This window comes from Streptomyces sp. NPDC048650 (genome assembly GCF_043199095.1).
Lineage (GTDB): Bacteria > Actinomycetota > Actinomycetes > Streptomycetales > Streptomycetaceae > Streptomyces.
Genome location: NZ_JBICVM010000009.1, coordinates 267,067 through 293,544, shown reverse-complemented (window position 1 = coordinate 293,544; position 26,478 = coordinate 267,067). Strand labels below are relative to the sequence as shown.

The window sequence follows — 26,478 nt, the reverse complement described above, 5'->3', positions numbered from 1 at the left end:
GACAGCGCACCCGCCGTGCCGGAGCCGTACGGGATACGCCCGAATCCGCCCGCCGGGGTATCCCGTGTGTCCGGCTACCAGCTGGCGTCCAGCAGCAGGTCCCCGTACTCCCGCTCGCGGGACGTCTGGCGCAGGTCGGAGTCGACCATCATGCGCATCAGCTCGGGGAAGCCGACGCTGGGTTTCCAACCCAGCTGGGCGCGGGCGCGCTCGGCGTCCGCGCACAAGATCTCCACCTCGGCCGGGCGCACCAGCGAGGGGTCGATGCTGACGTAGTCCTCCCAGTTCAGGCCCACGTGATCGAAGGCGATGCGGACGGCGTCGCGGACCGAGTGCATCTGGCCGGTGCCGATCACATAGTCGCCCGGCTCGTCCTGCTGGAGCATCAGGTTCATGGCACGGACGTAGTCGCCGGCAAAGCCCCAGTCGCGTACGGCGTCGAGGTTGCCCAGGGACAGCTTGTCCTGGTGGCCGAGCTTGATGCGGGCCACCGCGAGGGAGATCTTCCGGGTCACGAACTCCGTGCCGCGGCGCGGTGATTCGTGGTTGAACAGCATGCCGGAGACCGCGTACATGCCGAAGGACTCGCGGTAGTTGCGGGTGATGAAGTGCCCATAGGTCTTCGCCACGCCGTAGGGGCTGCGCGGCCGGAAGATGGTGGTCTCGCACTGCGGCGTCTCGGCGACCTTGCCGAACATCTCCGACGAGGACGCCTGATAGAAGCGCATCTGGCCACTGCCACCGCTGCGCGAGCCGTTCAGGCCGCTGACCATGCGGATCGCCTCGAGCATACGCAGGACGCCCATGCCGTTGATCTCGGTGACGAGCTCGGCCTGCTGCCAGGACATCGGGACGAAGGAGATCGCACCGAGGTTGTAGATCTCATCGGGCTGCACCTTGTCGACAGCGGAGACCAGGCTGGCCTGATCCATCAAGTCGCCGTCGACGAAGGACAGTTCGGACACGAGCCGGCTGACCCGCGACTTGCGGGGGTTCGCCTGGCCCCGCATCAGACCCCATACCTGGTATCCCTCCGAGAGCAGGTGCTCGGCCAGATAGGAGCCGTCCTGCCCGGTAATTCCTGTGATCAGCGCACGCTTGGACATTTTCAGTCCTCTCCTTCGCATAGAACAGGCCGCCCAAACGCACAGCCGTATTGGCTACTTGACCTCTTGGCTACTCGGCCGCTCGGCGAACGAAGGGCATCGAAAACGCCGCGGACCGGACGCTGGGTAATCGCACGCTCCCAAGCGGCCGGTCGCGACGTCAAGGAATTCCGGGCACACTAGGGAATTCCCGAGTCCCCACCACCGCGCCCTTCCTGCTTGTTGAAAACACCTGCCGCCGCCGGATCCGGTACGGCCACCGCACCCCTGCCGGCGGGACACTAGGGATTTTCCGGTGTGCGGTGCGCTGCACTGTCGGGGTGAGCCCCTCCGGGCCCGGCCGGCGCTCACTTCCCCGCTGCCGACCGGGCCTGCCCATCTCCTGGAGCGACATCCGGTGCTGCTCAGACTTCTGCGAATCCACCTGCGGCCCCACCGGCGCTCCGTCGCGCTGCTGGGGCTGCTGCAACTGGTGCAGATCCTGGCCACGTTGGCACTGCCCACACTGGGCGCCGCGATCATCGACAACGGCGTGGTCAAGGCCGACAGCGGCTACATCACCCGGACCGGTCCGGCCATGCTGGCCCTCGCGCTCCTCCAGTTCGGGGCGTCCGTGGGCGCGGTGTCACTGGGGGCCCGCACGGCCATGGTGATGGGCCGCGACATGCGCTCGGCCGTCTTCCGCCGGGTGCTGGACTTCTCGGCCCGCGAGGTCGGGCAGTTCGGCACTCCGTCACTGATGACGCGGACCGTCAACGATGTGCAGCAGGTGCAGATGCTGGCGCTCTCCGCGTTCGGTGTCGCCGTATCGGCGCCCCTGATGTGCGTGGGGAGCGTCGCGCTCGCACTCCAGCAGGACATTCAGCTCGCCCTGCTCCTGGTGGCACTGGTGGTGGTCCTCGGAATGTCCTTCGGACTCATTCTGAGCCGCACCGATCCGTTCTATGCCCGTATGCAGAAATACCTGGACCGCATCAACGGGCTGCTACGCGAACGCATTACCGGAGTCCGCGTCGTACGTGCTTTTGTGCGCGACACCCACGAAGGCACGCGATTCGGCCGCATCAATTCCGAATTGCGTGACATCTCGCTGCGTGTCGGCCGGCTGCTGGCCACCATCGTTCCCGTCGTGCTGTTGGCCCTGAACGCCTTCATGGTGGCCGTGCTGTGGCTCGGAGCCCACCGTATCGAGGCCGGATCGATGCCGTTCGGCGCGCTCAGTGCGTTTCTGAGCTACCTGTCATTGGTCCTGATGTCGGTGGTGATGGTCACCCTCGTGTGTCTGGCGATGCCGCGGGCGAGGGTCTCCGCCGAGCGCATCCAACAGGTGCTGGCGACCGAGCCGAGCGTAGCGGCGCCGCCCGAGCCCGTACGCGCCGTACCCAAGGCCGGTGAACTGACCCTGCGCGGCACCGAGTTCCGTTATCCGGGAGCTAAGGAGCCGGTGCTGAGCGGGATCGATCTGAGCGTCCGGCCCGGCGAGACGGTGGCGATCCTCGGCAGCACCGGCAGCGGCAAGACCACCCTGCTCAATCTCGTACTGCGGCACTTCGACGCCACCGGCGGCTCCGTCCACGTGGGCGGCGTCGACGTCCGCACCCTGGACCCGGCGGTGCTGCGCCGTACCGTCGGCTTCGTACCGCAGCGGCCGTACCTCTTCTCCGGCACCGTCGCCGGCAATCTGCGCTTCGGCGACCCGGACGCCGGTGACGACGAGCTCTGGCGCGTGCTGGACATCGCCCAGGCCCGCGACTTCGTCCAGCGCATGCCCGAGGGGCTGAACTCGCCCATCACCCAGGGCGGCACCAATGTGTCCGGCGGACAGCGGCAGCGGCTGGCGATCGCCCGCACCCTGCTGCGCCGGCCGGACATCTATCTCTTCGACGACTGCTTCTCCGCGCTGGACTACGCCACGGACGCCGCGCTGCGGGCCGCCCTGGAGCCGGAGCTCTCCCGGGCGACGGTTCTCACCGTCGCCCAGCGCGTCAGCACCGTCCGGCATGCGCAGCGCATCGTGGTCCTGGACGCGGGGCGGGTGGTCGCCACCGGAACGCACGAGGAACTGCTCGGTACCAGTACCACGTATCAGGAGATCGCCCGTTCCCAACTCACCGCGACCACCGGCCACTACGGCGGCTCCGCCCCGGACGCCGCAGCCGCAACGACCCGTCAGGAGGCCGTCCATGGTCGCGGAGAACAGCACTAGCCGCGGGCGGCGCACGACCGTCCGCCGTACGCTGGAACTACTGCGCCCGCACCGTGTCGCGGTGACCGTGGCGATCCTCCTCGGCATCGGTGGCGTCGCGCTCAACGCGGCGGGCCCGATGCTCCTGGGCAGGGCCACGGACCTCGTTTTCGACGGCGTCCGGCACGCGCCCGGATCCGGGGGAGCCGACTTCGACGGAATCGCCCGGGTACTGCTGGTCGCGCTTGCGCTCTTCGGCGCCGCCTCCTTCCTCACCCTCCTCCAGGGGTGGCTGGTGGCGTCCGTCGTCCAGCGTGTGGTCTTCACACTGCGCCGGTCCGTGGAGGCCAAGCTCGCCCGCCTGCCGATGCGGTACTTCGACAGCCACCCGGCGGGCGACGTGCTCAGTCGGGTGACCAATGACGTCGACAACCTCCAGCAGACCCTCCAGCAGACCCTCAGCCAGCTGATCACAGCGGTGTTCTCCGTGCTGACCATGCTGGTGTCGATGTTCGTCATCTCTCCGCTGCTGGCGCTGATCATGCTGACCTGCGTTCCGGTGTCGGCCGTGCTCGCCGCCCGGATCAGCAGGCGCGCACAGCCGCGGTTCACCCAGCAGTGGTCCGCCACCGGAGAGCTCAGCGCCCATGTCGAGGAGGTCTACACCGGGCACTCGCTGGTCAAGGGCTTCGGGCGGCGCGAACAGGCCGAGCGGGCCTTCGACGAGCACAACCAAGCCCTGTACCACGCCGGAGCGCGGGCCCAGTTCGTCTCCGGCGCCATCGAGCCGTCGATGATGTTCGTCTCCCACCTCGGCTACATCGTCGTGGCGGTCGTCGGCGCGCTGCGCGTCGTCAGCGGAGCCCTGTCCATCGGCGACGTCCAGGCGTTCATCCTCTACTCCCGGCAGTTCAGTCAGCCGATCGTCGAGGTCGCCGGCATCGCCGCCCGCCTTCTGTCCGCCCTCGCCTCGGCGACGCGGATCCACGAACTCCTGGACGCCGACGAACAGTCCCCCGCCCCGGACCGCCCCGCGCGGCTCCGAAAGGGCCGCGGACACGTCCGGTTCGAGAGAGTCTGCTTCCGCTACTCCCCCGGCACGCCCCTCATCGAGGACCTCTCCCTCACCGTCGAGCCCGGTCGGACCGTGGCCGTCGTCGGTCCGACCGGCGCGGGAAAGACCACTCTGGGCAACCTCCTCATGCGGTTCTACGAAACCGACGAGGGGACCATCCTCCTGGACGGCATCGACATCAAAACCCTGACCCGCGAAGAGCTGCGCTCCCACATCGGCCTGGTGCTCCAGGACGCCTGGCTCTTCTCCGGCACCATCGCCGAGAACATCGCCTACGGACGCCCCGACGCCACCCGCGAGGACATCGTCGCCGCCGCGCGCGCCACCTGTGCCGACCACTTCATCCGCACCCTGCCCGACGGCTACGACACGGTCCTGGACGAGGAGTCGGCCAACGTCAGCGCGGGCGAGAAGCAACTCCTCACCATCGCCCGCGCCTTCCTGACCCGGCCCTCGATCCTGCTCCTCGACGAGGCGACCAGCTCCGTCGACACCCGCACGGAGGCCCTCATCCAGCGCGCGATGCACTCGCTGCGCGCGGGCCGCACCAGCTTCGTCATCGCCCACCGGCTTTCCACCATCCGCGACGCCGACCTCATCCTCGTCATGGAAAGCGGCCGCATCGTCGAGCGCGGCACCCACGACCAGCTCATCGCCGCCAAGGGGGCCTACGCCCGGCTGCACTCGGCAGTGGGCGCCACCGGACCGGAGGCCACCGAACGGGAGGCTGCCGCACCCCGCTGACCGGGGGCACGGCGAGCCTTTCCCGGCACCCCTCTTTGTCCACCGCACCGACGTGCCGGAACAGCACACCTAGGCGGGGAGGGAGAAGCCCTCGGGCGGCGCGCCCTCGACGAACAGCATCCCCACCCGAGCCTTGCCCTCTCGTATCTCCCGGGCCCGCCGGTACTCGGGGGAGTCGTACCACTCCCGGATCCGGTCCATGTCGGGAAACTCGATGACCACGAACCGGGAGGAGTCCCAGGTTCCTTCGACGGGCTTGGGCGTGGAGCCCGCGACCAGCTAACGGCCGCCGTAGCCGAGGACGGACTTCTGGGACATGGAGGCATAGGCCGGTCCGGCCTCCTCGTCGAGCACATCGACGTTGACGATGACATAAGCGGGCATGGGTTCCCCGTTCCTTTGGGCACCGGGTGTACGGAGGTCACGGTAGAGGCCATTGACCACCGCTGCCCTGCTACGGCGCCCGCTCATCGAGCGCGGACCGGTTCACCCACCGAATGTCTCCGTCATGCGGTCCAGGTCGGCGAGAAGGGTGGCGAGGCGTTTCGGCGGGACGGCGTCGGTCATCCGCTGGTCGATGGCGTAGACGGCAGAGCGTGCCGCGGCGAGGCGGCGGTGGCCCTCCTCGGTGAGGTGGGCGGGCAGGGCGCGGCCATGGTCGGTGCTGGTCGCGCGGATGATCAGGCCGGCGTCCTGCAGTCCGCGCAGGACGACGTTCATGGACTGCCGGGTGACGAAGGCGCCGCGGGCCAGTTCGGCGTTGGACAGCCCGGGTCGCTGGTCGAGGAGTTCGAGGCAGGCGTATTGCGGCACGGTCAGTCCGTACTCGCGCAGGGCCCCGTCCATCGCGCCCCGCAGGGCTGCCGCGGCGCGTTTGAGGCGGTACCCCAGCCGCTCGGTCACGTCGCCGGCCGGGATCGGGTCGGTCGTTGCTCGCTCACTCATGTCAGGAGTTTGACATAGGCGAGCGGGGGTGCCTACCGTCACCCATGTCAAAGTCCTGACATCGAGCACGTTTGAGGAGCACCCCATGACCACCGCCGTCTCCGTCACCGGGCCCGACTTCGTCGCACTGCAGGTGCGTGACGTCGACACGGCCGCCGCCTTCTTCGAGACGCAGCTCGGGCTGCGCCGGGCCCCCGCCTCACCCCCCGGCGCCGTGGTGTTCATCACCGAGCCGGTCGCGTTCGCCGTCCGCGAGCCCCTGCCGGGCGTCGACCTCGACAGCGTGGAGCGGCCCGGCCTCGGCGTCGCCCTGTGGTTCAGGACCAACGACGCCCAGGGGCTCCATGACCGCCTCCAGGCCGCCGGGACCCCCATCGTCAAGGCACCGGAGGACGGCCCGTTCGGCAGGATGTTCACCTTCCTCGGCCCCGAGGGCTACGCCATCACCGCGCACGGGAGCTGACCGCGGGCCCGGTGAGGCGCAGGCCGGGGCGGCCCTCGCCTCGGCGTACCCGGGACTGCGGCCGGTGCGCTTCCGCTCCCCGTACGAAGCAGCGGCCTGGGCGTCATCGGCACGGATGCCGCCGACACGACCGCCTCGCCCGCATCATCAGCAACCACTGGGCGCCCTGCCGCAGCCGGGCCGCCCTCCTGTTGCGCACACGCAGTGGGGCGTGACCGTACGTCGTCCGACATCGCCCGACCTCCTGCCTCCACATCCCATCGAAAGAGGAGGAACAGGCGACGTTCCCGAACCCTTCCTCCTGTTCAGCGGCGTTCATTGGGCCTTCTGCTAAGGGAGTTCAGCGCGCATGGTCGGGAAAGCACATTGCGTATGACGGGTGTCGACAGATTGGCTTGACCAGGTCAAACGGCGGTGCTGCCCCGGCGTCGAGAAGGGGGCGATATGGGGTCGGGACGCGACATCGACCGGGATGGGCCCTGCGACCCGGCAGCGGGCATCGGTCAGCTGCCGGTTCAGAGACAGGTACGGAAGGAAGCGAGTGGCATCCATGCTCGACGGCTGCACGTCCTGGCCCGAGGAGTTCGTCGACCGCTATTGGGCGGCCGGGCACTGGCGTGGCAATACGCTGGACAACCTGCTGCGCGGCTGGGCCCTGCAATACGGACAGCGGACCGCGCTCGTGCACGGCGGCACCCGCATCACCTACGCGGCCCTGAGCCGGCGCGTCGACCGCATGGCCGCCGGATTCCGGCTGCGCGGCCTGAGGCCGGGACAACGGGTCGTCGTCCAGCTACCGAACGTTCCCGAGTTCGTCATCACCGTGTTCGCGCTGATGCGCCTCGGCGCGGTCCCCGTGTTCTGCCCGGTCTCGCACCGCGCGTTCGAGGTGTCCCACCTCGTACGGGTCACCGAGGCCACAGGCTATGTCGGCCCCTCGACATACCAGGGCTTCGACCACACAGCGATGGCCGCGGACATCGCAACCCAAGGGCCTTTCCTGCGGCGGGTGTTCACCTTTGAGGCGCCGGACGCCGTGTCCCCGTACGGCGGCCTTTCGACGGACCGGTCGGGCTGCCACTACTTCCCGCTGAGCTCCATCGACGCCCCGCCCGGGCCGATGCCTGCGCGGAGCGCCGACCAGGTGGCGTTCTTCCTGCCCTCCGGTGGCACCACCGCGGCACCCAGGCTCATTCCACGCACCCACAACGACTACGCCTACCAGGCGCAAGCCGCCGCCGAGCTGGTGTCGCTCACCGAGAACGACGTGTATCTCGCCGCGCTGCCCGCCGACTCCAACGTCACCTTCGGCTGCCCCGGCATCGTCGGCACCCTCTCCGTCGGCGGCACCGTCGTCCTGACCGAGAACCCGGAACCCGCCGAATGCCTTGCGGCCATCGGACGAGAGCAGGTCACCATCACGTCGTTGGCACCCGCCGCCGCCCAGCTCTGGCTCGACGCACTTCCCACGGCCCAGACCGACTCGCCGGCCGACTTGCAGGCCGACTTGAGCAGTCTGCGCCTCGTGCAGATCGGCGGCGCGCCCTTGCACCGGGCGACCGCCCAACGGATAGGCCCCGAATTGGGCTGTCGCCTGCAGCAGGTCTTCGCCATACCCGAAGGGCCGCTCACCCTCACCCGGCCCGCCGATCCGGACGAGACCGTGCTCAGCACGCAGGGCCGCCCGCTCTCGCCCGACGACGAAATCCGCATCGTCGACGCCGACGGCAAGAACGTGCCCGACGGGGAGTCCGGCGAACTCCTCGCCCGCGGTCCCTATACCCTGCGTGGCTACTACCGGGCGCCCGACCACAACGCACGCTCCTTCACCACCGACGGCTACTTCCGCACCGGCAACCTCGCGCGGCGTACACCGGACGGCAACCTGATGGTGACCGGCAGCCTCAACGACGTCCCGCGGCCGGCCGACCCAGAAGATCCATCCGGCCTGTGACGGGGCAGGGCCGGCCGCGGGCCTTCACCATCACCGCCGGGAACGTCGCGTGGCAGCAGTGGCAGCAGTGCATCCTCCGACACGCGGTGGAGCACGGCGGCAGCCGCTCCCGGCGAGCGCCGCGTGTGGTGCCGTGCAGGTCAGCCCTTCCTCGTCGGCGGCTTGATCAGGTAGAGCCGGCGGGCCAGATCCAGCGCGGTCAGCAGCACACGGGCGCCATTCCAGTCGTATGCACGGCGCTGCTGCCACACCTCGCCATAACCGCTCGGGTCGGTGGCGCGTGCCTGGAAGACGACCCTGGACCGCTGGTCCCAGTTCCTGATCTCGTCCGCGTGGCTGCCCACGACCCAGGACGTCCTGCCACGGATCGCCTGGGCGATCTGCGCGGGAATCGCCTGGAACCTCGCCCCTTCGGCCAGGGACACGGCCAGCGCCTGGACTCCGGCCTCCAGCGTGTGGGTGCTCGTGTTCGGGTCGTGATGGTAGATGGCGCGCACCGCCTCCCGCAGGCGGCTTCGGCTGATGGTGGTGGCGGGGAGACCCTGGTAGGTGACGCCCCAGCCGAAGTGCTCCCTGCGGACGCCCGGGTACACGTTGCCCGGGATCATGTCCCTCGTGCGGCCGTTCACCTGCTCGGTGAACGTGTAGAAGACCCGGCTGCTCGCGTCCCGGTTCTCCACGTAGAACCCCAGCAGATAGCTGTCGGACCGGCGGAAGACTGCTCGGACCATGCCGCCCAGGATGAACTCGTCCTCGGTGAACCGTCCGATGTAGACCGACTGGAAGGCGTCGGGGTCCGGGTTCTGGATCAGGTGGCCGGCACCGGGTCGCCGGACGCTCTGCTCTCCCAGCATCGCGCTGCGGACGTTCGCGACCGTACGGGTATAGAGGTCGGCGAAATCCTCGTCGTCCGTCACCGCCCCCGGCTGCGCCTGCTCCTGGGGCCGGGCTTGGGCGCTCCGGTCCTGTCCGGGCCGGGCCGGTGCCCCGTAGGTGACCGCCTCTCCCGCGCCCAGCGTGCCCGCCAGCACCGAAATCACCACAGCCGCGCTGACCAACCGCCGTCGGATCGGCCCGCGTTCGGACCGTTCGGCCCGGTCAACCCTTCGCGTCATCTCTGCTGTGTCTCCCATGTCAGGCCCAGAACGCGAACTCGGCCTGCAGGGTGCCCTTGGTGACGCGGCCCCCGTCGCTGTAGTAGAGGGCCTTGTACTCCGCGCCCTTTGTCAGGTTCGCATCGATCAGGGTCGAGCCGTACGCGCCGCAGTTGGCGTTGCCACAGGCCCAGTCCCACGTGACGCGCTTGCCGTTGCTGTCCTGGATCTCGATCCAGTCCCAGCCGTTGTACGGATCCCGTCCCGAGGGCGCCACCCACGTGACACTGACCCCCTTGATGTGCGACTGGTACCAATAGCCCCTGAACTGCGCCGGGGACACCTCACTGATCAGGTAGTCGGTGTTGATCTGCCCTGGCTTCGGGTCCTCGGGGCCCTCGCTCCGGACCTTCGGCGGCTGCCAGTGCTCACGCGCCGAGTCGGTCGCCGGAGCCGCCTGCACAGCGGTCTTCGCCGACTCCCCCGACCCCTGCGACGCCGCGGAAGCCGTCCCCAGCGCCACCACGGACACACTCACGAGCACCCCGGCCATGACCGCGGTCCGCCGCCGGGGCGAGTTCACCCCGGCGTACAAGGAAGAGATCGTGCCTTTGCCTCGCGTGGGGAACAGCATGCGTACGCCACCTCGGTGTTGATCGCGGATCGATGCACCAGAAACGCTAGGGAACCGCCATCAACGTTCCCTTGACGACCACTCAACGCGAGCCTTCACGAATGCGAGGCATCAGGCCGAAGCGGGACGACGGCCTCGACAATCCTCATGCCCGCTGACCAGAGGCACTGTTCGCTGGGCTGCCCGTCCGCCGGACAGCCCGTCTCATCGAAAGCGCGAGGCCGGGTGGCCACGAGGTCTCCGGTGTTCAGGTTCTTCTCGGTCGGCGAACCTCTACGGGAGACCTCACTTACTTCGCTCCTCACTTCACGATCACGACACGCCCGTCACACGGGACTTCGAGGCAGCCCCTGGGACCTGGTACCGAGGTGTGACCGATGAGCATCAAAGTGGGTTGAGGCGGGCCTTGAGGAGGCAGAACTCATTGCCTTCGGGGTCGGCCAGGACGTGCCACTGCTCCTCCCCCGTCTGGCCGATGTCGGCCGGGCGGGCACCGAGCTTCAGAAGGCGTTCGAGCTCGGCGTCCTGATCGCGGTCGGTGGCGTTGACGTCGATGTGCAGCCGGGACTTCCCCTTCTCCGGCTCATCCCTGCGACTGAGGATGATCGTCGGCTGCGGACCGCCGAACCCTTCGCGCGGCCCGATCTCCAGCGTGCCGTCGTCCTCGCGATCGAGCACGACGAAGTCCAGGACCTCGCACCAGAACCGCGCCAGCACCTCGGGGTCCCGGCAACCGAGCACGAGCTCACTGATACGACATGCCATGACGAAACCTGCTTTCAGCCTGGGAAGTGCCGGGGAGGCCACCCACGAACCTCATGGGCTCCCAGCAGTGAAAACGATCCCGCGACTGTTTGTCGGTTCGCCTGGCCAGGTTGCGCCACGGATTGAGTCGGTTGATGCAGCGTCCAACAGTGTTCGTTGCTTGTAGGTCTGCAGGTCTGCAGGTCTGCAGGTCTGCAGGTCGAAGCCGACCAAGCCGGCCGCCGTTGCGGCTGCGCCGCAGGCGGCGGCCGGCTTGGTCGGAGGGCTACCCCTTGGCCGGGTCGGCGCCCGGCACCTTGACGATCCGGTCGCCGACCGCGATCGACTTCCAGAGCTGGCGGCCGATCCGGGCCTTCGCGGATTCGCCGTCGGCAAGGCGAACTTCGACGAAGTGGTACATGTTCGAGCCGTCGAGCATGCCTCGGGACTTATCGATGACGACACCTTCCCAGGAGTCATCTCGTCCGGCTTTCAGTGATTTGGTCATGATGTGGAGTCTACGAGGATCGGCAGCCGACCATGCAGGGCCTTGAGTCACCTTCTGGGGATGACTTATGTCATGAGTCGGCCAGTCGGGCATGACGGTGGAGCACCAAGACCTCGTGCGGTGAAGTACATGAACCCACCGCGGCCTTCACCGCGACAAGCCCACGTAACAAAGCCCTACCAGGCCGCCTGGGGAGGAAGGGTGAGCCAGAGCGCCGTGGAGCGGGCGCAGAGCTCGCCGTCACGGGTGGCGATGGCGCTTCCCACCATGTGCTTGCGGCCCGCCTTGGAGATGACCCAGCCGAAGGTGATGTGTTCCTCGCCCAGGACGACCGGCTTGGTCACGGTCGTCGCCAAATGGGCCGTCACGGTCTCGTGCGGCGCGGCGCTGAACAGACGGCAGGCCCAGCCGCCGGGGCAGTCGAGGGCGCCCCAGACGTGCTCCGCTGGCAACTCGTCGCCGCCAGGGCCGAGTTCGGGGTCCGGCGTCCAGGTGGCGGCCACCAGGGACTGTTCGGGCAGCAGCGAGAAGGTCTGCCGCAGGCCCTGGCCCGGGGTCCGGTCCCCGCCGCAGCCGAAGCAGTCGCCTCGGTAGAACGGTGAGTCGGTCAGTGGGTGCTGCTTTTCGGCCATGCGGACGTCGTCCCAGGAGGGGATGGAAGGCGGCGAATCAACCGTTTCGCACTCCTGGGCAGTGAGGAGGACATCCTCCCCGTCTGCCAGTTCATAACCGTTGTCCGCGGCTGCTCGCAGGGCTACGGGGGAACCGAGGGGCGTGGGCCGCCGGAATCTCACCTTTACCGAGTCGCCCGAGAGCTTCCGGGAGAGAATTCCTGCCACATAGCCGCCGAATCCCACGCCGGGAAATCCGTAGACGTGATGCGGCACCACCACTTCAGTCGAATCCGTCCGGCGGCCCTGTGTCACTGGTTGCTCCCGAGGTCACTTCACATCGCGTTCGTTGACGTGCCGTGCGTTGACGTGCCGTGCGTTGACGTGCCGTGCGTTGACGTGTTGTTCCTTGACGTGCCGTGGAAGTGCTGCGCGTTGACGTGCCCTTGGGCGCGCTCGGTGGGTATGGCCGCGCAAGGCCACCATGATCGCGTGGACGGTGTCAACCATGTATGAGGAACACCCTGATCATGACCGCCCAGGACGAGAGCGCCGCCCCCTGACATTGATGCAACTGTTCGGCGACACCGAGCAGACGGCCATCCGCCATGTCGCCGCGGCCCACCCCCGGCGCACCGCGAAGTGGCCACGCTGATCACATCAACGGGGCGCCGGTTCACCTCGGGTTCTGCTGCGCCTGTCGGCTGTCGTGCCCGGTGCGTCCGCGCTGCTTGGCGCGGTGGGCGAGCGCATCGAGGACGCGTTGCCATGCCGGTGATGCCTCGGAGATCCGGGAAGAGACCAGCTTCAGATACCCGGCCCGGTTGCCGTCTCGTTCGTGTGTGATCTCCCATGCGTCCAGGTCGTCGATGAGCCCGTCCAGGCGGGGATCGTCTGGATCCCAGTCGACCGATTGATCACAGGCGAGATACAGGCGCGTCGTCTCGGGGTCGTCGAAGCCGGCGTTCTTGTCCCGTATGCGCTGCGGCATCGCGTGCGGGTCCAGTGCCTGCATCAGGATCCACGAGTCGCGCTCGAGTCGTACCCTCCGTTCGCTGACCCCGAGACTGCGCATCCGGTTCAGGATGGCAACCACCTCGGGGGGCAGGACAAGCCTTTCGCCGCTGGCCAGTTCGGCGATCCGGCGGCGGTAGTCGGTGAGCTGGTCGATCTTGCGCTGCAACTCGGCATCGATGTCGGTGACGGCCGCGTCGAATTCGGCCGGCTGTGCATGCAGCAGCGCGTCGATGCGCGCCAGTGGCACTCCGGCATCGGCGAGGGTCCTGATCCGGATGAGGTCCACCGCCGCTTGCGCGCCGTAGCGGCGGTAGCCGGAGGCATCGCGCTCGGGCTCGGGCAACAGGCCGACGTGGTGGTAGTGGCGAACGGTGCGCACAGTCACGCCGGCGGCTGCCGCGAGCTGGCCGATCGTGAGCACCGTCCTCCTCGGGTCTTCGTGCAACGTGGTCGTGCCGAGTCTATGGGCGAGCCGCCCGGTCGACGACGTCGCGGATCGCCCGGACCACGGCATCGGGGCGATCGAAGCAGAGCCGGTGGTGGCTGGTGTCGGAGAGGATGCGTTGTTCCCCGCGCGCGACCGCGCTCACCAGGGCCGCGTCCATTCTCGTCCTGCCGTCGTTCATCTCGTGCAGCGTCCGCTCCGACATCAGCGCCTGCTGGCCCGGGTCGATGCCCACCACGGAGAGAGCAACCACCGGGACGTCAGGAATGTTCGGCCCGGCCCGCAGTTCGGTGGCGAGCTCGGCCAACTTGGTGCGCTCGGCGATGCCGGCGCGGGTCCATTCATCACTCACCTTGGCATCGGTCAGCGCCTGCCGCATGTGCTCCGGGTAGTCCGCGAACAACTCGGCGAACATCTCGCGCAGGGCCGGGCGCATCCGCTCCAGCTGCTCCCGATCAGGTGCCATCCGCTCGACCGCGGCCAGACCCGCCGCGGAAGGCATGAAGTCGTCCCAGTCGCGGTGAAAGGCGTCCAACCAGACCAACCCGGCCACGTCCTGCGGGTACAGCTGCGCGAACCGATGCGCGTAGAAGCCGCCGAGGGAGTGCGCCACGAGAACGTATGGCGCGGCGATGTTCTGGGCACGCAGCAGCTCGCGCAGTTCCGTGGCGACCGCGGCGGCGGTGCGCGGCAGCGGGAGGGGATCGCTGTGGCCCGTGCCGCCACGGTCGTACACGACGGCGGTGGTGAACTGCGAAACCTCCTGCTGGACGCCGAAATAGTCGAGGCCGACCGCGCCGGCGCCCGGCAGGAACACCACGGCCGGGCCGCCGCTGCCCGACCGATGTACGAAAATGCGGCGGCCGTCGATCTCCTGGACCCCTCCGATCGGCGGCGCGAGCCGAGCCGGGGACGTGCTGTTGTTCGTCATGCGGCAAGGCTCCAACCCTGACGCAGGGGCAGGGTCAATCCCTTCCGTCGCCGTACCCGAAACGTGCGCAGCTGTTCAACGCGCTGCCGTGCGGCTGGTCGGAAATTCCTCGCGACGTATGTCGGGAGGGCTCTCAGTGGCGGCCGTGCGCGCTGTCGGCGGCACCGCCGAAGAGGCGGGCGACGGCCTTGAACGGCAGGGTGATGACGGTGGCGATGGCACCGCCGATGGCCCTGACGACGTCTGCGATTGCTGTGAGCATGGGCGGCCTCCTACCTGTCTGCCGGTAATGCCGGCTGCGAGATGCCGCTGAGCGGCCGTGCACTGTGGGCGTGCCCGCGAGTCAGCCGAGAAAACGTAAAGGCCCCACCAGAAGACCTGCTTCCAGTAATTCTCGGCAGCAGCGCCCCGAGAACGGAAAACGCATCCGGATACCCCCGTGACCCGGGAAGCAAACAAGGCATTTTCGGGTGTGCGCGTATGGTTCCCTGCTTCACCATCCATGGCTCCCCGCTTCACCATCGGGTGCGGCAACAGAAAATACCGCCGCACTCAATCGCCGCGCTCTCCCCACGGCGACGGGATCGGGCACGGGAGTTCGGCCGCATGAGCACCGCCCGCATCACCAGCTCGTCAGAGCTGCCCCCACCTCTCCATTTCGCGGTGTCAGAACGAGGTTGGAAAAGGCTCAGTGGTTCGTCAGGGCGCACCTGGAAAGCGCCGGCGGGAAACTCAGCACGGGCTCGGATGACGGCGAGGCCGAGGCGGGCCGGGCAGCGGCCGAGCAGGCGCGCAACCAGCCCTGAGCCGCCTGAGCACTCTCGTCTTCCGTGGCACTCCGACCGACGGGGAGCCTGCTGTCGGCATCAGTGCGCCGGCACCGAGTCTGCAGGCAGCGGTGGCAGGGACGACGCCATGCCTTGGGGTCGATGACTCCCGCCTGCCTGCACACCCGCTGCCTGACTAAGCTCCGCGCCGCGATGCTCACCGCGATCGCTGGTCACTGGTCGCTGGTCACTGGTCGCTGGTCGCTGGTCGCTGGTCGCTGGTCGCTGGTTGCTGGTCATGGGTCGGCCGGAGCCAAGCCCCCGTTGGACCTGTTGGAGGCGCGTGGCCCTCCGGACTGTCACCTCGCCGGGACGCCCGATCGCCCGGCGAGGTGGCGATATTGCGCTTTGATAACGTCGCCGGTGCGGCGGCGATCCGTTCGTCTCGTCTGCGCAGAGCGTTTCCGGCGGGGGACATCGGATCGAGAGACGGAGCTCAGGTGACGCTACGCACTGTCCGCGACGCTGTTGTGCCGGCTGACCGCGCCATCCTCGTCGGCTGCGAGCCGGGCGGCAGCCGCGTGAAAGGCCTCGAGGCCGGCCGCGAGCTTGGCTACCTCGGAGGGCTCCATCCGCTCCAGGGTTGCCGTGACGTCCCGGCTCCGCGCCGCGCGGTACTCCTCCAGCAGCACCCTGCCGCGCAAGCTCAGCCGCAGCTCGACCTCACGTCGGCTCGTCGCACTGGGGCCTCGTTCGGCGAGACCCATCGCTTCCAGACGGTCGCAGAGCCTGCTGACCGCCGGTGGGCGCGAGGCGAGCGCTTCGGCGAGAGTGCGCAGATTCGTGCCTTCCCGCTTCTCGATCACCAGCAGGGCGCGGAGCTGGGAAGGGGAGACCCCCGCCGAGTGTGCCGCCTCCTGTCCGCGACCCCACAGGACCTCGAGCAGTTCGGAGGCAGCAAGGGCCGCCGCGCTCGCCTGCTCGCGGGAAGGGGGCCGACTGGTGAAACGGGACACACGAACACTCTGTCACCCTGCGCCTGCCGTTGTCAGACCGACCCTGCTCTTGAACCTGCACGAAGGGTGCTCGGGAACCATGACTGAACGCTTCGAGGTGTCGGCGGCACTGCGCGCATCGCTCCCGCACGCCCTGCTGGACACCTTGCGTCACCATCTCGCCGCCGCCTACGGGGCCACCTCGGTGCGCCTGTTGCTGACGGACTACGGCGGCACGGTCCTCAACCCATACGACTCCTCGGGAGGCGACGACAGCTCGCTGCCCATTTCCAGCAGCCCGGAAGGCCGGGCACTGGGCAGCCAGGAGCGGCGCGAGCAGCAGACCCCGCAGGGCGAGGCCATCGACCACCATCTCCCAGTGACGGTGCGGGGCGACCGGATCGGCATCCTGAGCGTCCGGCTCCCCACCGGGCGCTCCACGCCGACGGTCCTCGACGAGTTGAGGCAGGTGGCCGAGCAACTGGGCCACGAGGTCCTCGTCGCCGAGCGGGATACCGATGTCTACCAGCGGGCACGCCGCGTCGGCCGCCTCACCGTGGCGGCGGAAATGCAGTGGCAGCTGCTCCCGGCCCGGGCGTGTACCACCGCGCAGTACGCCGTCGGCGCCCAGCTGGAACCCGCCTACGCCGTGCACGGCGACAACTTCGACTGGGCCTCGGACGCCGACGGGCTGACCCTCACCGTCACCAACGGCATGGGGCAGGGCGTCGAGGCATCGCTCCTCACCCACCTCGCCGTCAGCGCCCTGCGCAACGCGCGCCGTGCCGGCGTCGGTCTCGCCGATCAGGCGGCACTGGCCGACCAAGCGCTCTACCACCACTACCGGGGCACGTCCTACGTATCGACGCTGCTCCTGCACCTCGATCTCGCGACGGGGCACATGGAGATCATCGACGCGGGATCGCCGCAGATGTGGCGGCTGCGGGGAAAGTCCGTCGAGCGCATCGATCTGGACAAGCAGCTGCCGCTGGGCATGTTCGAGGAGTCCCACTACACGACCGAGAGCCTCACGGTCGAGCCGGGTGACCGGCTGCTGTTCGTGAGCGACGGGGTGTACGAGGCACCCTCGCCGCGGGACGGAAAGTATGCCGAGCGGGCGCTCGCGCGGGCGCTGCATGCGACGCGTCTGCTGCCCGCCGCCATGGCGCCGGGGGCCCTTCTCCGCGATGTGGCCGAATATCGCGAGGCGCAGACGCTGGATGACGCCTTGGTGCTGTGTTTTGACTGGTTCGGCAACGATCTCCGTTAGGCACGCACCGGTGTGGGCTCGGCGCCGGCGTCCTTGCTGACTCCGGCTCCGCGCGGCCCGTGCGCGGTTCCCTCCAGTAGGCGGCTGCTTCCGGCATGGTCCGGGTTCGTCGCAGCCCACCGGCCGCTTGCCTCCGCCGCCGGTCGGCGCGTGATCTCCCCCGCGATGCGCGCGGTCCACACCCGCCCACGGGGCTCCGCCGGGCTGCCGGATCCCCGAGAATCCGGATCTCATATCTCCTCCCGCCGTCCACCCACCTCAGCGGATGAAGAGGGGGCCCGCGGCTGTCAACGCTTGATCGTGCTCGCTAACATTTGCCGGAAGGCAATTATTGACGAGCGCGGGTGGGCTCGGCTGCACCGCCGGGTGAGGAGTCCCGAGGCGTTCAGGCGGGCCGGACCGAAGGGACGATGAGTTGGTTTCCGCTGAGGCTGCCGCACGCGAGCGTGTCACGAACGTGCTGCGCGAAGAGGCCGATGAGATCTCGGACCGCTGGGTGCGACTGCAGCTGGCACAGCCGTCGCTGGACGGGGACGTGAGCGAGGCCGAGCTGGGCGAGGAAGCCGATGCGCTCGTCGGTGCCCTGCTCTCCGGCCTGGAGCTCGGTCTCCCGGTCGGGCAAGTGGTCGCTTCGCACGAGGAGATGCACCGGACGGTGTCCGAGATCTCCTTGCGCCGTGCCCGCAGGGGCGTCTCCCCCACCGCGACCTCCCTGGCGGTCCTGTCGCTCAAGGAAGCCCTGCTGGAGGCCGTGCAGCGGCGGACTCGTGAGGGGGAGGACCTCTTCCGCAGCGCGGTACTGATCAACCGCTTGCTGGACAGTGCCGGTGCGCTCTCGTTCGAGATCTTCGTCGAGGGTCGGGAGGAGATCATCCGTCGGCAGAGCCAGCAGCTGCTGGAGGTGTCCACGCCGGTCGTCAGGTTGTGGCGCCAGGTCCTGGCCGTACCGCTGGTCGGCACACTCGACACCGCACGCACCCAGGTGGTGATGGAGAACCTCCTCCAGGCCGTCCAGGAGAACGAGTCGCTGATCGCCATCATCGACATCACCGGCGTACCCACCGTCGACACCTCGGTCGCCCAGCACCTGATACACACCGTCAACGCGGTGCGCCTGATGGGAGCGGACTGCGTCATCAGCGGCATCCGGCCGCCCATCGCCCAGACCATCGCGCAGCTCGGAATCGACCTGTCGACGATCCTGACCCGCGCCACCCTCGCCGACGCCCTCGGTGAAGCCATGAAGCTCACCGATGCGGCATCGGACACCGCCCCGTTGGACGGGCGATGAACGCCCCCGCCTCGGGTGGCGTCCCGATTCTGCGCCTGGGGGATGTCCTGGTCACGGGCCTCCTCAACGAACTCGACGACACGACTGCCATAGCGTTCACCCAGGAACTCACCCACCGCATCTCCAGCGACGGAGCCCGCGGCGTACTCATCGACATCTCCCGGCTGGAGATCGTCGACTCCTTCGTGGCCCGTACGTTGATGGAGCTGACCACCACGGCACGGCTGCTGGGTGCCCGGGTGATCGTTGCCGGCATGCGGCCGCCGGTCGCCATCACCCTGGTCGAGCTGGGACTCCAGCTCACCGGAGTGGAGACCGCACTCAACGCCGAACAAGGAATGGCGGCGATGGGTTGGCGTCAGAGCCCCCAGTCGGCCGGAGGGGGCCGGGTTGAGTTCCGCCCGGAGCACTGACGGCACGGTGGCTCGCGCCGCCACCACGGCGAACCACACCGCCGACCGCGACGGAAGCGGGGCCGGGGCGATCCACCACGTACGCACCGAGGACGACCTGTTGACCGTCCGCCACGCAGTGCGGGCGGCCGCCCAGCACGCCGGATTCAGCATCGTCGACCAGACGCGGGTGGTCACCGCCGCCAGCGAACTGGCGCGCAACGCCTACATCCACGGCGGAGGGGGCAGCGTGACCATCGATCATCTCACGCTGGGCGGAAACACCGGGCTGCGTCTGACGGTCAATGACAACGGCCCCGGCATCGGAGACGTCGATGCGGCACTGACCGACGGCTTCACCACCGGAACGGGCCTCGGCCACGGCCTGGGAGGTGCCCGGCGGCTGATGAACACCTTCGAACTGCACACCTCGTCCGGACACGGCACGACCGTGATCGCCACGCGATGGGCGGGGCGGTGACTCTCCCAGGGGCCCTGCCGACGACACGCATCGCCGTGGACCACGACAGCGCCGTCGATCTTGCCGCCGGGACCGCCCGCACGGCCGCCGGACACTGCTGCCTGCCGGCGGCGCTACCCGACCGAGCCGCCGTCATCGCCCGCATCCACCGCCTCACCCGCGACGATGCGACCGCGCTCGCCGCCCGACCCCAGAGGCTTCCGTGACCACCCGCACCTTCCACAGTCTGCCGGGCCTGCGCCGCGCCGTCCGGGAGATCTGCGCAGCACACCCGCTTCCGTCCGACAACGGAGCGCGTCTGCTGCTCTCCGTCTCCCAGGTGGCCGCGGCCGCCTTCGACGCCGGTGGCCCCGTCCGCCTGGAGGTCTTCGAGCAATCCGGGCCCGGCCCTGAGAAACTGCTGGCGGTCACCCTGCACGCCGGACAGGCACCAGCCGCGCCGCGCATGACCGGCCTTCCGCTGCAAGGGCAGGCCACGCCCGACGGCACCGTTGCCTGGCGCCTCCCCCTCGGCGAAGGAGAGGACTCGCCGCGCCCCGCCCCGCCGGCCGCACAGCGCATCGCGGCGCCTTCTCCAGGCCCTGCCCGCGAGGTCGCAGGCGCCGAGGCGTACGCGGCGGAGATCGCGGCGCTCGATGGTGATCTCAGCGCCGCGCTCTCCCGGGTGGACACCCTCACCACCCATCTGCACCAACTCAAGGACGAACTCGCCGAGACCAACAGCGGAGTGCTCGCCCTGTACGTCCAACTGGAGGAGAGGGACGAGCGACTGCGCCGGGCGCACGGTCGGATCCTGCGCGAGCTGGAGGACGCGCTGCGGCCCCCGCCGATCACCGTCAGCGGCCTGGAATTCGCCGTTCACTACGCCCCGGCCGATACCGACGCCCCCACCGGAGGAGACTTCTACGACTGGCTCCTGCTTCCCGACGGCACGGTCCACATCACGGTCGTGGACGCGCTGGGCCACGGGGTGCGCAGTACCCGCAGTGCGCTCAATGTCACGCATGCGGTACGCACCCTGGCCCTCGAGGGCCATCCGCTGGAATCCATCGTGGCCCGTACCCACGACATCCTCACGCCGTTCGACCCCGACGTCATGGCCACCGTCCTGCTCGCCCGAATCGACCCCGCAACCGGAGCACTTCGCCTGGCCAACGGCAGCCACCCGCCGGCCCTGGTCGTCCGCGCCGACGGAACCGCTGATTACCTGGAGGTCCGCGGCCGGGGAATCGGGTTCCCGCTTCCCGGGAGCGATTCCGTGCTGGCCGACACACTGCACGAGGGAGACCTTCTCGTGCTCTACACCGACGGCCTGACCGAGAGCCGACGGGATCCGATCGAGGGCGAGGCACGACTCGTCAAGAGCGCCTCGACCCATGCCGGCCGGCCGGTGCACGAGATCCCCACCGCCGTCGCGGAGGACATGCACACTGTCGTTCTGCATCCGGACGACACGCTTGCCCTGGCCGTCCGCCGGGCGGGGGGGAGGAAGTCGTGAATCGCCACCCTGCGCATGACGGCCACCCGACGCAGGCGGGCCGGGCGCGCTGAAGGTCGTCCCGTCGCCGTGTCGGTGCCGTGTCGTGTCGTGTCGTGTCGTGTCGTGGCCCAGGACGATGCTGTGTGATCCGGGGACAACCGGGAAGGGCATAGAGAAGCGTGCGCCGTCGGATGCTCCTCGGAGGGTTCCGCCCGCGGCCTCCCGGCGCACCACGTTTGCCGCCGGTCGCCGAGAAACGGGATGCGCTCATGCAAGGCCACGGCCCCGAATTGCCGAGGGAGGCGCAGCGCGAGGCTGCGGAACAACTGGCTACCGCGGTCGAGGCGGTCGCGGACCTGCTGAGAGAGGTGGCCGCCTCGACGGAGCCGCGGCTGACCGCCCACGGCTTGAAAGTGATGTGCTTCGTCTCGGACTCTCCCGGACGGAATCTGACCGCGGTTGCCGCTGCCGTGGGACTCGACCTCCCCCGCGCCAGCCGGGTCTGTGCCGCCTTGGAGGCTGCGGGCCTGCTCCTTCGCCGGCCGGCGCCCGGCGACCGGCGCGAGATCGGGCTGGACGTGAGCCGTGAGGGTCGTGCACTGCTGGAGGAGTTCGGGGCGAAGCGGCGGGCACGAATGGCGGCGGTGTTGCGGCGGATGCCGACGGAGAAGCGATGCGCGCTGGTCGGGGCGCTGGGAGAACTAGTCTTCGCGGTCGCCGCCGTCGGTTCCGAGGGGGGCTGACGGCTCGGCCTCGAGGGCCTCGGTCACGGACGCGTAGAGCGGCAGGACCGTGTCGAGCCCGGTGATGGTGAAGAGTCGTTCCAAAACGGCGGAAGGGGAGGCGAGGCGCAGGGCCGGTCCCAGCGCGGTGTGCGCCTGGAGCAGGACATTGACCGTGGTGGAGTCTGCGAACGTGGCTGCGGACAGGTCGACGACAACGGGCGATATGCCGCCCTCGGCCGCCTCACTCAGGATCGTGTCGAGGGGCACGACGTTGTCGACATCAAGGTCCCCCGTGATGGCGACGATCAGAGCGTCTCGCCCTTGCCACACGAGCCTCTCTGTCTCGATCGGTCGGCCTCCACTGGGCTGGGGCAGCACGGTGAACCTCGCTGTAGGGGCTAGGGGCTTGAGCAACTCACCGGTCCGGACGTTCGCACGGGACGGTGACCAGCTCGGTCCAGGATAGAAGCGATAGTTGCCATTTGACAACATTCGCCATAAGGCAACAATCTGTTCTCGTCACAGCACAAGGCGGCTACGCCTGGCGTGGCTTGGGACAACAGCGGCCTGAGATCCGCTACGCGCTGTCAGAACATGAGCGTGGCCGCCGACGATGCGTGGGCTGTCACCCTCCTGTGCGAGTGGGGAGGAGGCCGCCGCGTGCCACGCATCCAGCCGTCTCCTGCCCCCCACCTGCGCCTCGGCCAGTGCAACTGCGCGAGGGCCACCGGCCCTTCCGCGCTCACGGGGGACGGGCGGCCACCGTAGCGGGCCCCCGAGCACACCGTTCCTTCGGCCCAGCACCCGGCCGACCCCACCTTTGCCCTCGTCCACGGACGAAGAATGCCTGAGTGATGACTCAACGCCTTGAGGTAGCACGAGCCTTGCAAGCGTCGCCCCCGCATGCTCTGGTGGACACACTTCGCGAGGCACTCGCCACAGGCTACGGAGCACTCTCCGTGGAGTTGCTGCTCGCGGACTACGCGGCCACCGCCCTCGCTCCCTTCGATGCGGTGGGGGCGGCTGCCACACCCGTCCCCCTCGCCAACAGCGCCGAAGGCAGGGCCTTCGGCAGTCAGCAACCCCATCAGCAGGCCCAGCAAGCGGACGTCGTCGACCACCACCTTCCGGTGACCGTCCGCGGGGAGCGCACCGGCATCCTGACCGTTCGGCTGCCCGTCGAACGGTCCGTTCCGGAAGCCGTCGACGACCTTGTCCACGTGGCCGGTCTGCTCGGCCACGAGCTCCTCGTGGCGGAACGCGACACCGACGTCTACCAACAGGCGCGACGTATCAACCGGCTCACCCTGGCCGCCGAAATGCAGTGGCAGCTTCTGCCGGCCAGGGCCTGTTCCACCGACGAATACGCCATAGGCGCCCAACTCGAACCCGCTTATGACACCCACGGCGACAACTACGACTGGGCCTCGGACGCCCACCAGCTGACCCTCACCGTCACCGACGGCATGGGCACCGGCGTCGACGCCTCGATGCTCACCCACCTCGCCGTGAACGCGCTGCGCAACGCACGCCGGGCCGGCATCAGCATCGAGGACCAGGCAGCGCTGGCCGACCAGGCCCTCTATGCCCAATACCGGGGAGCCGCCCATGTATCCACCCTGCTGCTGCGCTTCGACCTCGCAACGGGCCGAGTCCAGGCCGTGGATGCAGGCTCACCCCAACTGTGGCGACTGCGGGGAAAGACGATCGAGCGCATAGGACTCGAACCGCAGATGCCGCTCGGCATGTTCGAGGAAACCCACTACAAGACGCAGGATTTCGAGGTACTGCGCGGGGATCGGCTGCTCATCGTCAGCGACGGCGTGTACGCGGCGCAGTCGCCACAGGGAGAAGCCTACGCAGAGCGCGCCCTGGCCCGGGCCCTCCACGCCGGCAGGCTGCTCCCGGCTGCAGCCGTGCCCCGTGCCGTGCTTCGCGACCTGGTCGAATACCGCGACGCGGAATCGCTGGACGACTCCCTGGTGCTGTGCGTCGACTGGTTCGGCCGGCAAGGAGACCGGTCGGCCGGACCGGGCAGGCACCAGACGCCGGGGTGGCGACCGTGAGAAGCAGATGGTCCGGGTACGAGGGACAGAACATTCGGGTACCGCTCGGGTCGAGCAAGCGCTGAAGCCGGGCGGCTCGAAGGACCGTCAGCGGGGGTCCGTCGGTGGCATGTCGGAGCTGTCGGCCCGATGTCGGTGAGGTCCGGCACCTTTCGAGAGGTCCGGCCGGATACCCGTCCGGCCGTGGGTCGGAGAAGGGGATCTCTCATGCATGACGTAGTGATCGTGGGCGCGGGCCCGGTCGGTCTGTTCCTCGCCTGCGAGCTCGGCCTCGCGGGCTGCTCCGTCCTGGTACTCGAACGGGAGCCCGAGCCCCACTCCCCGTTCAAGGCGAAGCCGCTCGGGATGCGGGGCCTGTCCCCCGCGTCGGTCGAGGCGTGCTACCGCCGCGGGATGCTGCACCAGCTGCTGACGGCATCGGGCGCCCACGACGATCCCGGCGCGGACCCCGAGACGGACGAGCCCTCACCCCCTCGTGGCGTGGGCCATTTCGCGGGCATGGTGCTCGATCCGGCCCAGGTCGATGTCGCCGCCCTGCCGTACCGGCTTCCCAGCCCGGCGATGGAGGGCATGCTGACATACCTCGAAGCGGTCGAGGGGGTGCTGTCCGAGCGGGCAGCCGAGCTCGGCGTGGAGATCAGGCGCGGTGTCGCCGTCTCGGCCATCGGCCAGGACGAAGAGAGCGCGGTCGCGCAAGCCGGCGAGCACGAGTACGCGGCGCGCTGGGTCGTCGGCTGCGATGGCGGACGCAGTGCGGTGCGTCGGCTCGCGGGCTTCGCATTCATCGGCACCGAGCCACAGTTCACCGGCTACACCATGCACGCCACCGTCGCCGATCCCGAGAAGCTGCGCTCCGGGATCACCCTGACGCCGACGGGCATGTACCTCCAGCCCTCGGAAGGCCACATCGGCATGATGGACTTCGACGGCGGCGTGTTCGATCGCTCGCGGCAGCCGACTCGCGACCACCTCCAGGCGGTTCTGCGCCGTGTGTCCGGCACCGACGTGACGCTGAGCGACGTCCGTCTCGCCTCGAGCTTCACCGATCGGGCGATGCAGACGACGAGCTACCGGCGGGGACGCGTCCTGCTCGCGGGCGACGCCGCTCACATCCACTCCCCCCTTGGCGGGCAGGGACTGAACACCGGCATCGGCGACGCCATGAACCTGGGGTGGAAGCTCGCGGCGACCGTGCACGGGCACGCACCGGACGGGCTTCTCGACACCTACACCCGCGAGCGCCATCCGATCGGCTCGGGCGTGCTCGACTGGTCGCGCGCCCAAGTGGCGGCCATGCGACCGGACCCGCATGCCCGGGCGCTCCAAGGAGTGGTTCGCGACCTGATCGGGACCCGTGCCGGAACGACCTACGTGTTCGAGCGGGTGTCGGGTTCGTCGATCCGTTACGACCTCGGAAGCGAGCATCCACTGGTCGGCCGCAGCGCCCCGGACCTTCGCCTCGAGGACGGCACTCGCCTCGGCAACCTGATGCAGGACGGACGAGGCGTCGCGCTCGATTTCAGCATCGACCGATGCCTACGCGGTTCAGCGATGGGCTGGGAGAGCAGGATGCGTTATGTAGCCGGTCCGGCGAAGAACGACCCCGGGTTGGGTGCCGTGCTTGTCCGACCCGACGGCATAGTCGCCTGGGCAGGCGATCGCACCCCCGATCGCGAGGAGTTTGATCGGGCTGCCCGCCGCTGGTTCGGTGGCCCGAAAATCTCAAGCCACTGCCCCGCTCCGTTTGCGTTTCCGCGGGCGCCAAAAGGACGCGAAGGGGCATTCTGAGGCGGTTTCGATCGCCGGAATATCCACGCTCTCATCCGCTCTTCTCTCCTCACCCGAGCTCAAGGAGCACACATGACGATCACTCTCCGACCGGGAAGCACCGTGATGTTCACCGGCGACTCGATCACCGACTGCCAACGGCTGGCGAGCGAGGACGGGCTCGGTTTCGGCTACCCGCTGCGTGTCGTGGGCGAGTGGGGACTCCGGCACCCGAACTGCCCCGTGACCTGGCTGAACACCGGGATCAGCGGCAACAAGGTGATGGACCTCGAAGCCCGCTGGCAGGCAGACGTGCTCGACGCCCGCCCGGACGTGGTGTCGATCCTCGTCGGGGTCAACGACATGGGCTGGCACACGCTGGATCCGAAGGGGTACGTGATCCCCGTGGCGGAGTTCGAAGCGGGCTACGACCGCCTGCTCGCCCCCCTCGCCGAGGCGGGCACGGAGCTGATCCTCATAGAGCCGTTCCTCCTGCCGATCCACGGCGTCGTCGAGGCCGGTGCCGCGCTCGTCGGAGAGAAGGAGCGAGAGGAATGGCGCGCCGACCTGAACCCCAAGATCCATGCCGTACGCAGGCTCGCCCGCAAGTACGGCGCGCAACTGCTCGCCACCGACGGCATGTTCGCCGAGCTCGCCGCGGAGACCGGGCCGGAGTACTGGGCCACGGACGGCGTGCACCCGACGCCGGCCGGCCACGCCGCACTCGCGGCGGCCTGGCTGCGCCTGGTCGCGTGACCGAGCCTCGCGATCGCCCGCGACACTGACGA

27 protein-coding genes and 1 pseudogene are annotated in these 26,478 nt (G+C 68.9%); 15 read left to right on the top strand and 13 right to left on the bottom strand.

Going from position 1 to position 26,478, the window contains the following annotated elements; genetic code table 11:
- Positions 1 to 74: 74 nt before the first annotated feature.
- Positions 75 to 1,106: a GDP-mannose 4,6-dehydratase gene (locus ACGFML_RS25945; RefSeq protein ID WP_393547514.1), complete on the bottom strand. Its 1,032-nt coding sequence runs from the start codon at positions 1,104 to 1,106 to the stop codon at positions 75 to 77.
- A gap of 397 nt (positions 1,107 to 1,503) precedes the next feature.
- On the opposite strand from ACGFML_RS25945, the gene ACGFML_RS25940 reads away from it, so the two are divergent.
- Complete coding sequence (locus ACGFML_RS25940; protein ID WP_393547512.1) at positions 1,504 to 3,312, top strand: ABC transporter ATP-binding protein; 1,809 nt, start codon at positions 1,504 to 1,506, stop codon at positions 3,310 to 3,312.
- Entirely contained in the window at positions 3,290 to 5,110 is a 1,821-nt protein-coding gene (locus tag ACGFML_RS25935) for an ABC transporter ATP-binding protein (RefSeq protein WP_393547510.1), read from the top strand. Before ACGFML_RS25940 ends, ACGFML_RS25935 begins: the two co-directional genes overlap by 23 nt.
- A gap of 69 nt (positions 5,111 to 5,179) precedes the next feature.
- On the opposite strand, the gene ACGFML_RS25930 is transcribed toward ACGFML_RS25935, so the two are convergent.
- Both ACGFML_RS25930 and ACGFML_RS25925 read right to left on the bottom strand, forming a co-directional pair.
- The gene (locus ACGFML_RS25930; protein WP_393547542.1) at positions 5,180 to 5,389 is read right to left on the bottom strand and encodes a DUF1330 domain-containing protein; all 210 of its coding nucleotides are present in this window, start codon (positions 5,387 to 5,389) and stop codon (positions 5,180 to 5,182) included.
- 207 nt (positions 5,390 to 5,596) lie between these two features.
- Positions 5,597 to 6,055 carry a MarR family winged helix-turn-helix transcriptional regulator gene (locus tag ACGFML_RS25925; protein WP_393547508.1) on the bottom strand — a complete coding sequence of 153 codons (459 nt, stop codon included), beginning with the start codon at positions 6,053 to 6,055 and terminating at the stop codon, positions 5,597 to 5,599.
- Positions 6,056 to 6,140: 85 nt separating this feature from the next.
- Here ACGFML_RS25925 and ACGFML_RS25920 point away from each other — a divergent pair, with 85 nt between their 5' ends.
- Entirely contained in the window at positions 6,141 to 6,518 is a 378-nt protein-coding gene (locus tag ACGFML_RS25920; RefSeq protein WP_393547506.1) for a VOC family protein, read from the top strand.
- 550 nt (positions 6,519 to 7,068) lie between these two features.
- Positions 7,069 to 8,472, top strand: coding sequence for a (2,3-dihydroxybenzoyl)adenylate synthase (locus tag ACGFML_RS25915; protein ID WP_393547540.1), 1,404 nt, complete (start codon positions 7,069 to 7,071; stop codon positions 8,470 to 8,472).
- 140 nt (positions 8,473 to 8,612) lie between these two features.
- Here ACGFML_RS25915 and ACGFML_RS25910 read toward each other — a convergent pair whose 3' ends face one another.
- The 8 genes from ACGFML_RS25910 to ACGFML_RS25875 all read right to left on the bottom strand — a co-directional run bounded on the left by ACGFML_RS25910 (position 8,613) and on the right by ACGFML_RS25875 (position 14,718).
- Positions 8,613 to 9,587, bottom strand: a complete 975-nt coding sequence (locus ACGFML_RS25910; RefSeq protein WP_393547504.1) for a ribosome-inactivating family protein — start codon at positions 9,585 to 9,587, stop codon at positions 8,613 to 8,615.
- Positions 9,588 to 9,606: 19 nt separating this feature from the next.
- Positions 9,607 to 10,161 carry a hypothetical protein gene (locus ACGFML_RS25905; protein WP_393547502.1) on the bottom strand — a complete coding sequence of 185 codons (555 nt, stop codon included), beginning with the start codon at positions 10,159 to 10,161 and terminating at the stop codon, positions 9,607 to 9,609.
- Between the two features lie 423 nt (positions 10,162 to 10,584).
- Positions 10,585 to 10,965 carry a VOC family protein gene (locus ACGFML_RS25900; RefSeq protein WP_393547500.1) on the bottom strand — a complete coding sequence of 127 codons (381 nt, stop codon included), beginning with the start codon at positions 10,963 to 10,965 and terminating at the stop codon, positions 10,585 to 10,587.
- 265 nt (positions 10,966 to 11,230) lie between these two features.
- The gene (locus ACGFML_RS25895; protein WP_393547498.1) at positions 11,231 to 11,452 is read right to left on the bottom strand and encodes a hypothetical protein; all 222 of its coding nucleotides are present in this window, start codon (positions 11,450 to 11,452) and stop codon (positions 11,231 to 11,233) included.
- A 176-nt stretch (positions 11,453 to 11,628) separates the two neighbouring features.
- Positions 11,629 to 12,084 carry a PaaI family thioesterase gene (locus ACGFML_RS25890; protein ID WP_393547496.1) on the bottom strand — a complete coding sequence of 152 codons (456 nt, stop codon included), beginning with the start codon at positions 12,082 to 12,084 and terminating at the stop codon, positions 11,629 to 11,631.
- A 655-nt stretch (positions 12,085 to 12,739) separates the two neighbouring features.
- Positions 12,740 to 13,501: a MerR family transcriptional regulator gene (locus ACGFML_RS25885; RefSeq protein WP_393547494.1), complete on the bottom strand. Its 762-nt coding sequence runs from the start codon at positions 13,499 to 13,501 to the stop codon at positions 12,740 to 12,742.
- A gap of 40 nt (positions 13,502 to 13,541) precedes the next feature.
- Complete coding sequence (locus ACGFML_RS25880; RefSeq protein ID WP_393547492.1) at positions 13,542 to 14,456, bottom strand: alpha/beta fold hydrolase; 915 nt, start codon at positions 14,454 to 14,456, stop codon at positions 13,542 to 13,544.
- A 133-nt stretch (positions 14,457 to 14,589) separates the two neighbouring features.
- Positions 14,590 to 14,718, bottom strand: coding sequence for an LPFR motif small protein (locus ACGFML_RS25875; protein ID WP_393547490.1), 129 nt, complete (start codon positions 14,716 to 14,718; stop codon positions 14,590 to 14,592).
- A 415-nt stretch (positions 14,719 to 15,133) separates the two neighbouring features.
- Between ACGFML_RS25875 and ACGFML_RS25870 the strand changes: the two are divergent.
- Positions 15,134 to 15,262 (top strand): annotated as a pseudogene (locus tag ACGFML_RS25870) (DNA starvation/stationary phase protection protein); the annotation flags it as partial.
- Positions 15,263 to 15,729: 467 nt separating this feature from the next.
- On the opposite strand, the gene ACGFML_RS25865 reads toward ACGFML_RS25870, so the two are convergent.
- Complete coding sequence (locus ACGFML_RS25865) at positions 15,730 to 16,239, bottom strand: MarR family winged helix-turn-helix transcriptional regulator (RefSeq protein ID WP_393547488.1); 510 nt, start codon at positions 16,237 to 16,239, stop codon at positions 15,730 to 15,732.
- Positions 16,240 to 16,318: 79 nt separating this feature from the next.
- Here ACGFML_RS25865 and ACGFML_RS25860 point away from each other — a divergent pair, with 79 nt between their 5' ends.
- The 7 genes from ACGFML_RS25860 (at position 16,319) to ACGFML_RS25830 (ending at position 21,875) form a co-directional block, all read left to right on the top strand.
- Positions 16,319 to 17,488 carry a PP2C family protein-serine/threonine phosphatase gene (locus tag ACGFML_RS25860; protein ID WP_393547486.1) on the top strand — a complete coding sequence of 390 codons (1,170 nt, stop codon included), beginning with the start codon at positions 16,319 to 16,321 and terminating at the stop codon, positions 17,486 to 17,488.
- Between the two features lie 415 nt (positions 17,489 to 17,903).
- Positions 17,904 to 18,779 carry an STAS domain-containing protein gene (locus ACGFML_RS25855; protein ID WP_393547484.1) on the top strand — a complete coding sequence of 292 codons (876 nt, stop codon included), beginning with the start codon at positions 17,904 to 17,906 and terminating at the stop codon, positions 18,777 to 18,779.
- On the top strand, positions 18,776 to 19,192 hold the full coding sequence (locus ACGFML_RS25850; RefSeq protein ID WP_393547482.1) for an STAS domain-containing protein: 417 nt from the start codon (positions 18,776 to 18,778) through the stop codon (positions 19,190 to 19,192). Before ACGFML_RS25855 ends, ACGFML_RS25850 begins: the two co-directional genes overlap by 4 nt.
- Entirely contained in the window at positions 19,170 to 19,652 is a 483-nt protein-coding gene (locus ACGFML_RS25845; RefSeq protein WP_393547480.1) for an ATP-binding protein, read from the top strand. Before ACGFML_RS25850 ends, ACGFML_RS25845 begins: the two co-directional genes overlap by 23 nt.
- Positions 19,649 to 19,858: a hypothetical protein gene (locus ACGFML_RS25840; protein WP_393547478.1), complete on the top strand. Its 210-nt coding sequence runs from the start codon at positions 19,649 to 19,651 to the stop codon at positions 19,856 to 19,858. The genes ACGFML_RS25845 and ACGFML_RS25840 overlap by 4 nt, the downstream gene beginning before the upstream one ends.
- Complete coding sequence (locus tag ACGFML_RS25835; RefSeq protein ID WP_393547476.1) at positions 19,855 to 21,150, top strand: PP2C family protein-serine/threonine phosphatase; 1,296 nt, start codon at positions 19,855 to 19,857, stop codon at positions 21,148 to 21,150. The genes ACGFML_RS25840 and ACGFML_RS25835 overlap by 4 nt, the downstream gene beginning before the upstream one ends.
- 251 nt (positions 21,151 to 21,401) lie before the next feature.
- Positions 21,402 to 21,875 carry a MarR family winged helix-turn-helix transcriptional regulator gene (locus ACGFML_RS25830; RefSeq protein WP_393547474.1) on the top strand — a complete coding sequence of 158 codons (474 nt, stop codon included), beginning with the start codon at positions 21,402 to 21,404 and terminating at the stop codon, positions 21,873 to 21,875.
- Here ACGFML_RS25830 and ACGFML_RS25825 read toward each other — a convergent pair.
- Positions 21,834 to 22,187 (bottom strand): STAS domain-containing protein, encoded by a 354-nt coding sequence (locus tag ACGFML_RS25825; RefSeq protein WP_393547472.1) that lies wholly within the window; start codon positions 22,185 to 22,187, stop codon positions 21,834 to 21,836. The two genes, ACGFML_RS25830 and ACGFML_RS25825, sit on opposite strands and share 42 nt — an antisense overlap.
- Positions 22,188 to 22,711: 524 nt before the next feature.
- On the opposite strand from ACGFML_RS25825, the gene ACGFML_RS25820 reads away from it, so the two are divergent.
- The 3 genes from ACGFML_RS25820 (at position 22,712) to ACGFML_RS25810 (ending at position 26,446) form a co-directional block, all read left to right on the top strand.
- Complete coding sequence (locus tag ACGFML_RS25820; RefSeq protein WP_393547470.1) at positions 22,712 to 23,923, top strand: PP2C family protein-serine/threonine phosphatase; 1,212 nt, start codon at positions 22,712 to 22,714, stop codon at positions 23,921 to 23,923.
- A gap of 207 nt (positions 23,924 to 24,130) precedes the next feature.
- Positions 24,131 to 25,711, top strand: coding sequence for an FAD-dependent monooxygenase (locus ACGFML_RS25815; protein ID WP_393547468.1), 1,581 nt, complete (start codon positions 24,131 to 24,133; stop codon positions 25,709 to 25,711).
- Positions 25,712 to 25,783: 72 nt separating this feature from the next.
- Positions 25,784 to 26,446, top strand: a complete 663-nt coding sequence (locus tag ACGFML_RS25810; RefSeq protein ID WP_393547466.1) for an SGNH/GDSL hydrolase family protein — start codon at positions 25,784 to 25,786, stop codon at positions 26,444 to 26,446.
- Positions 26,447 to 26,478 lie beyond the last annotated feature (32 nt).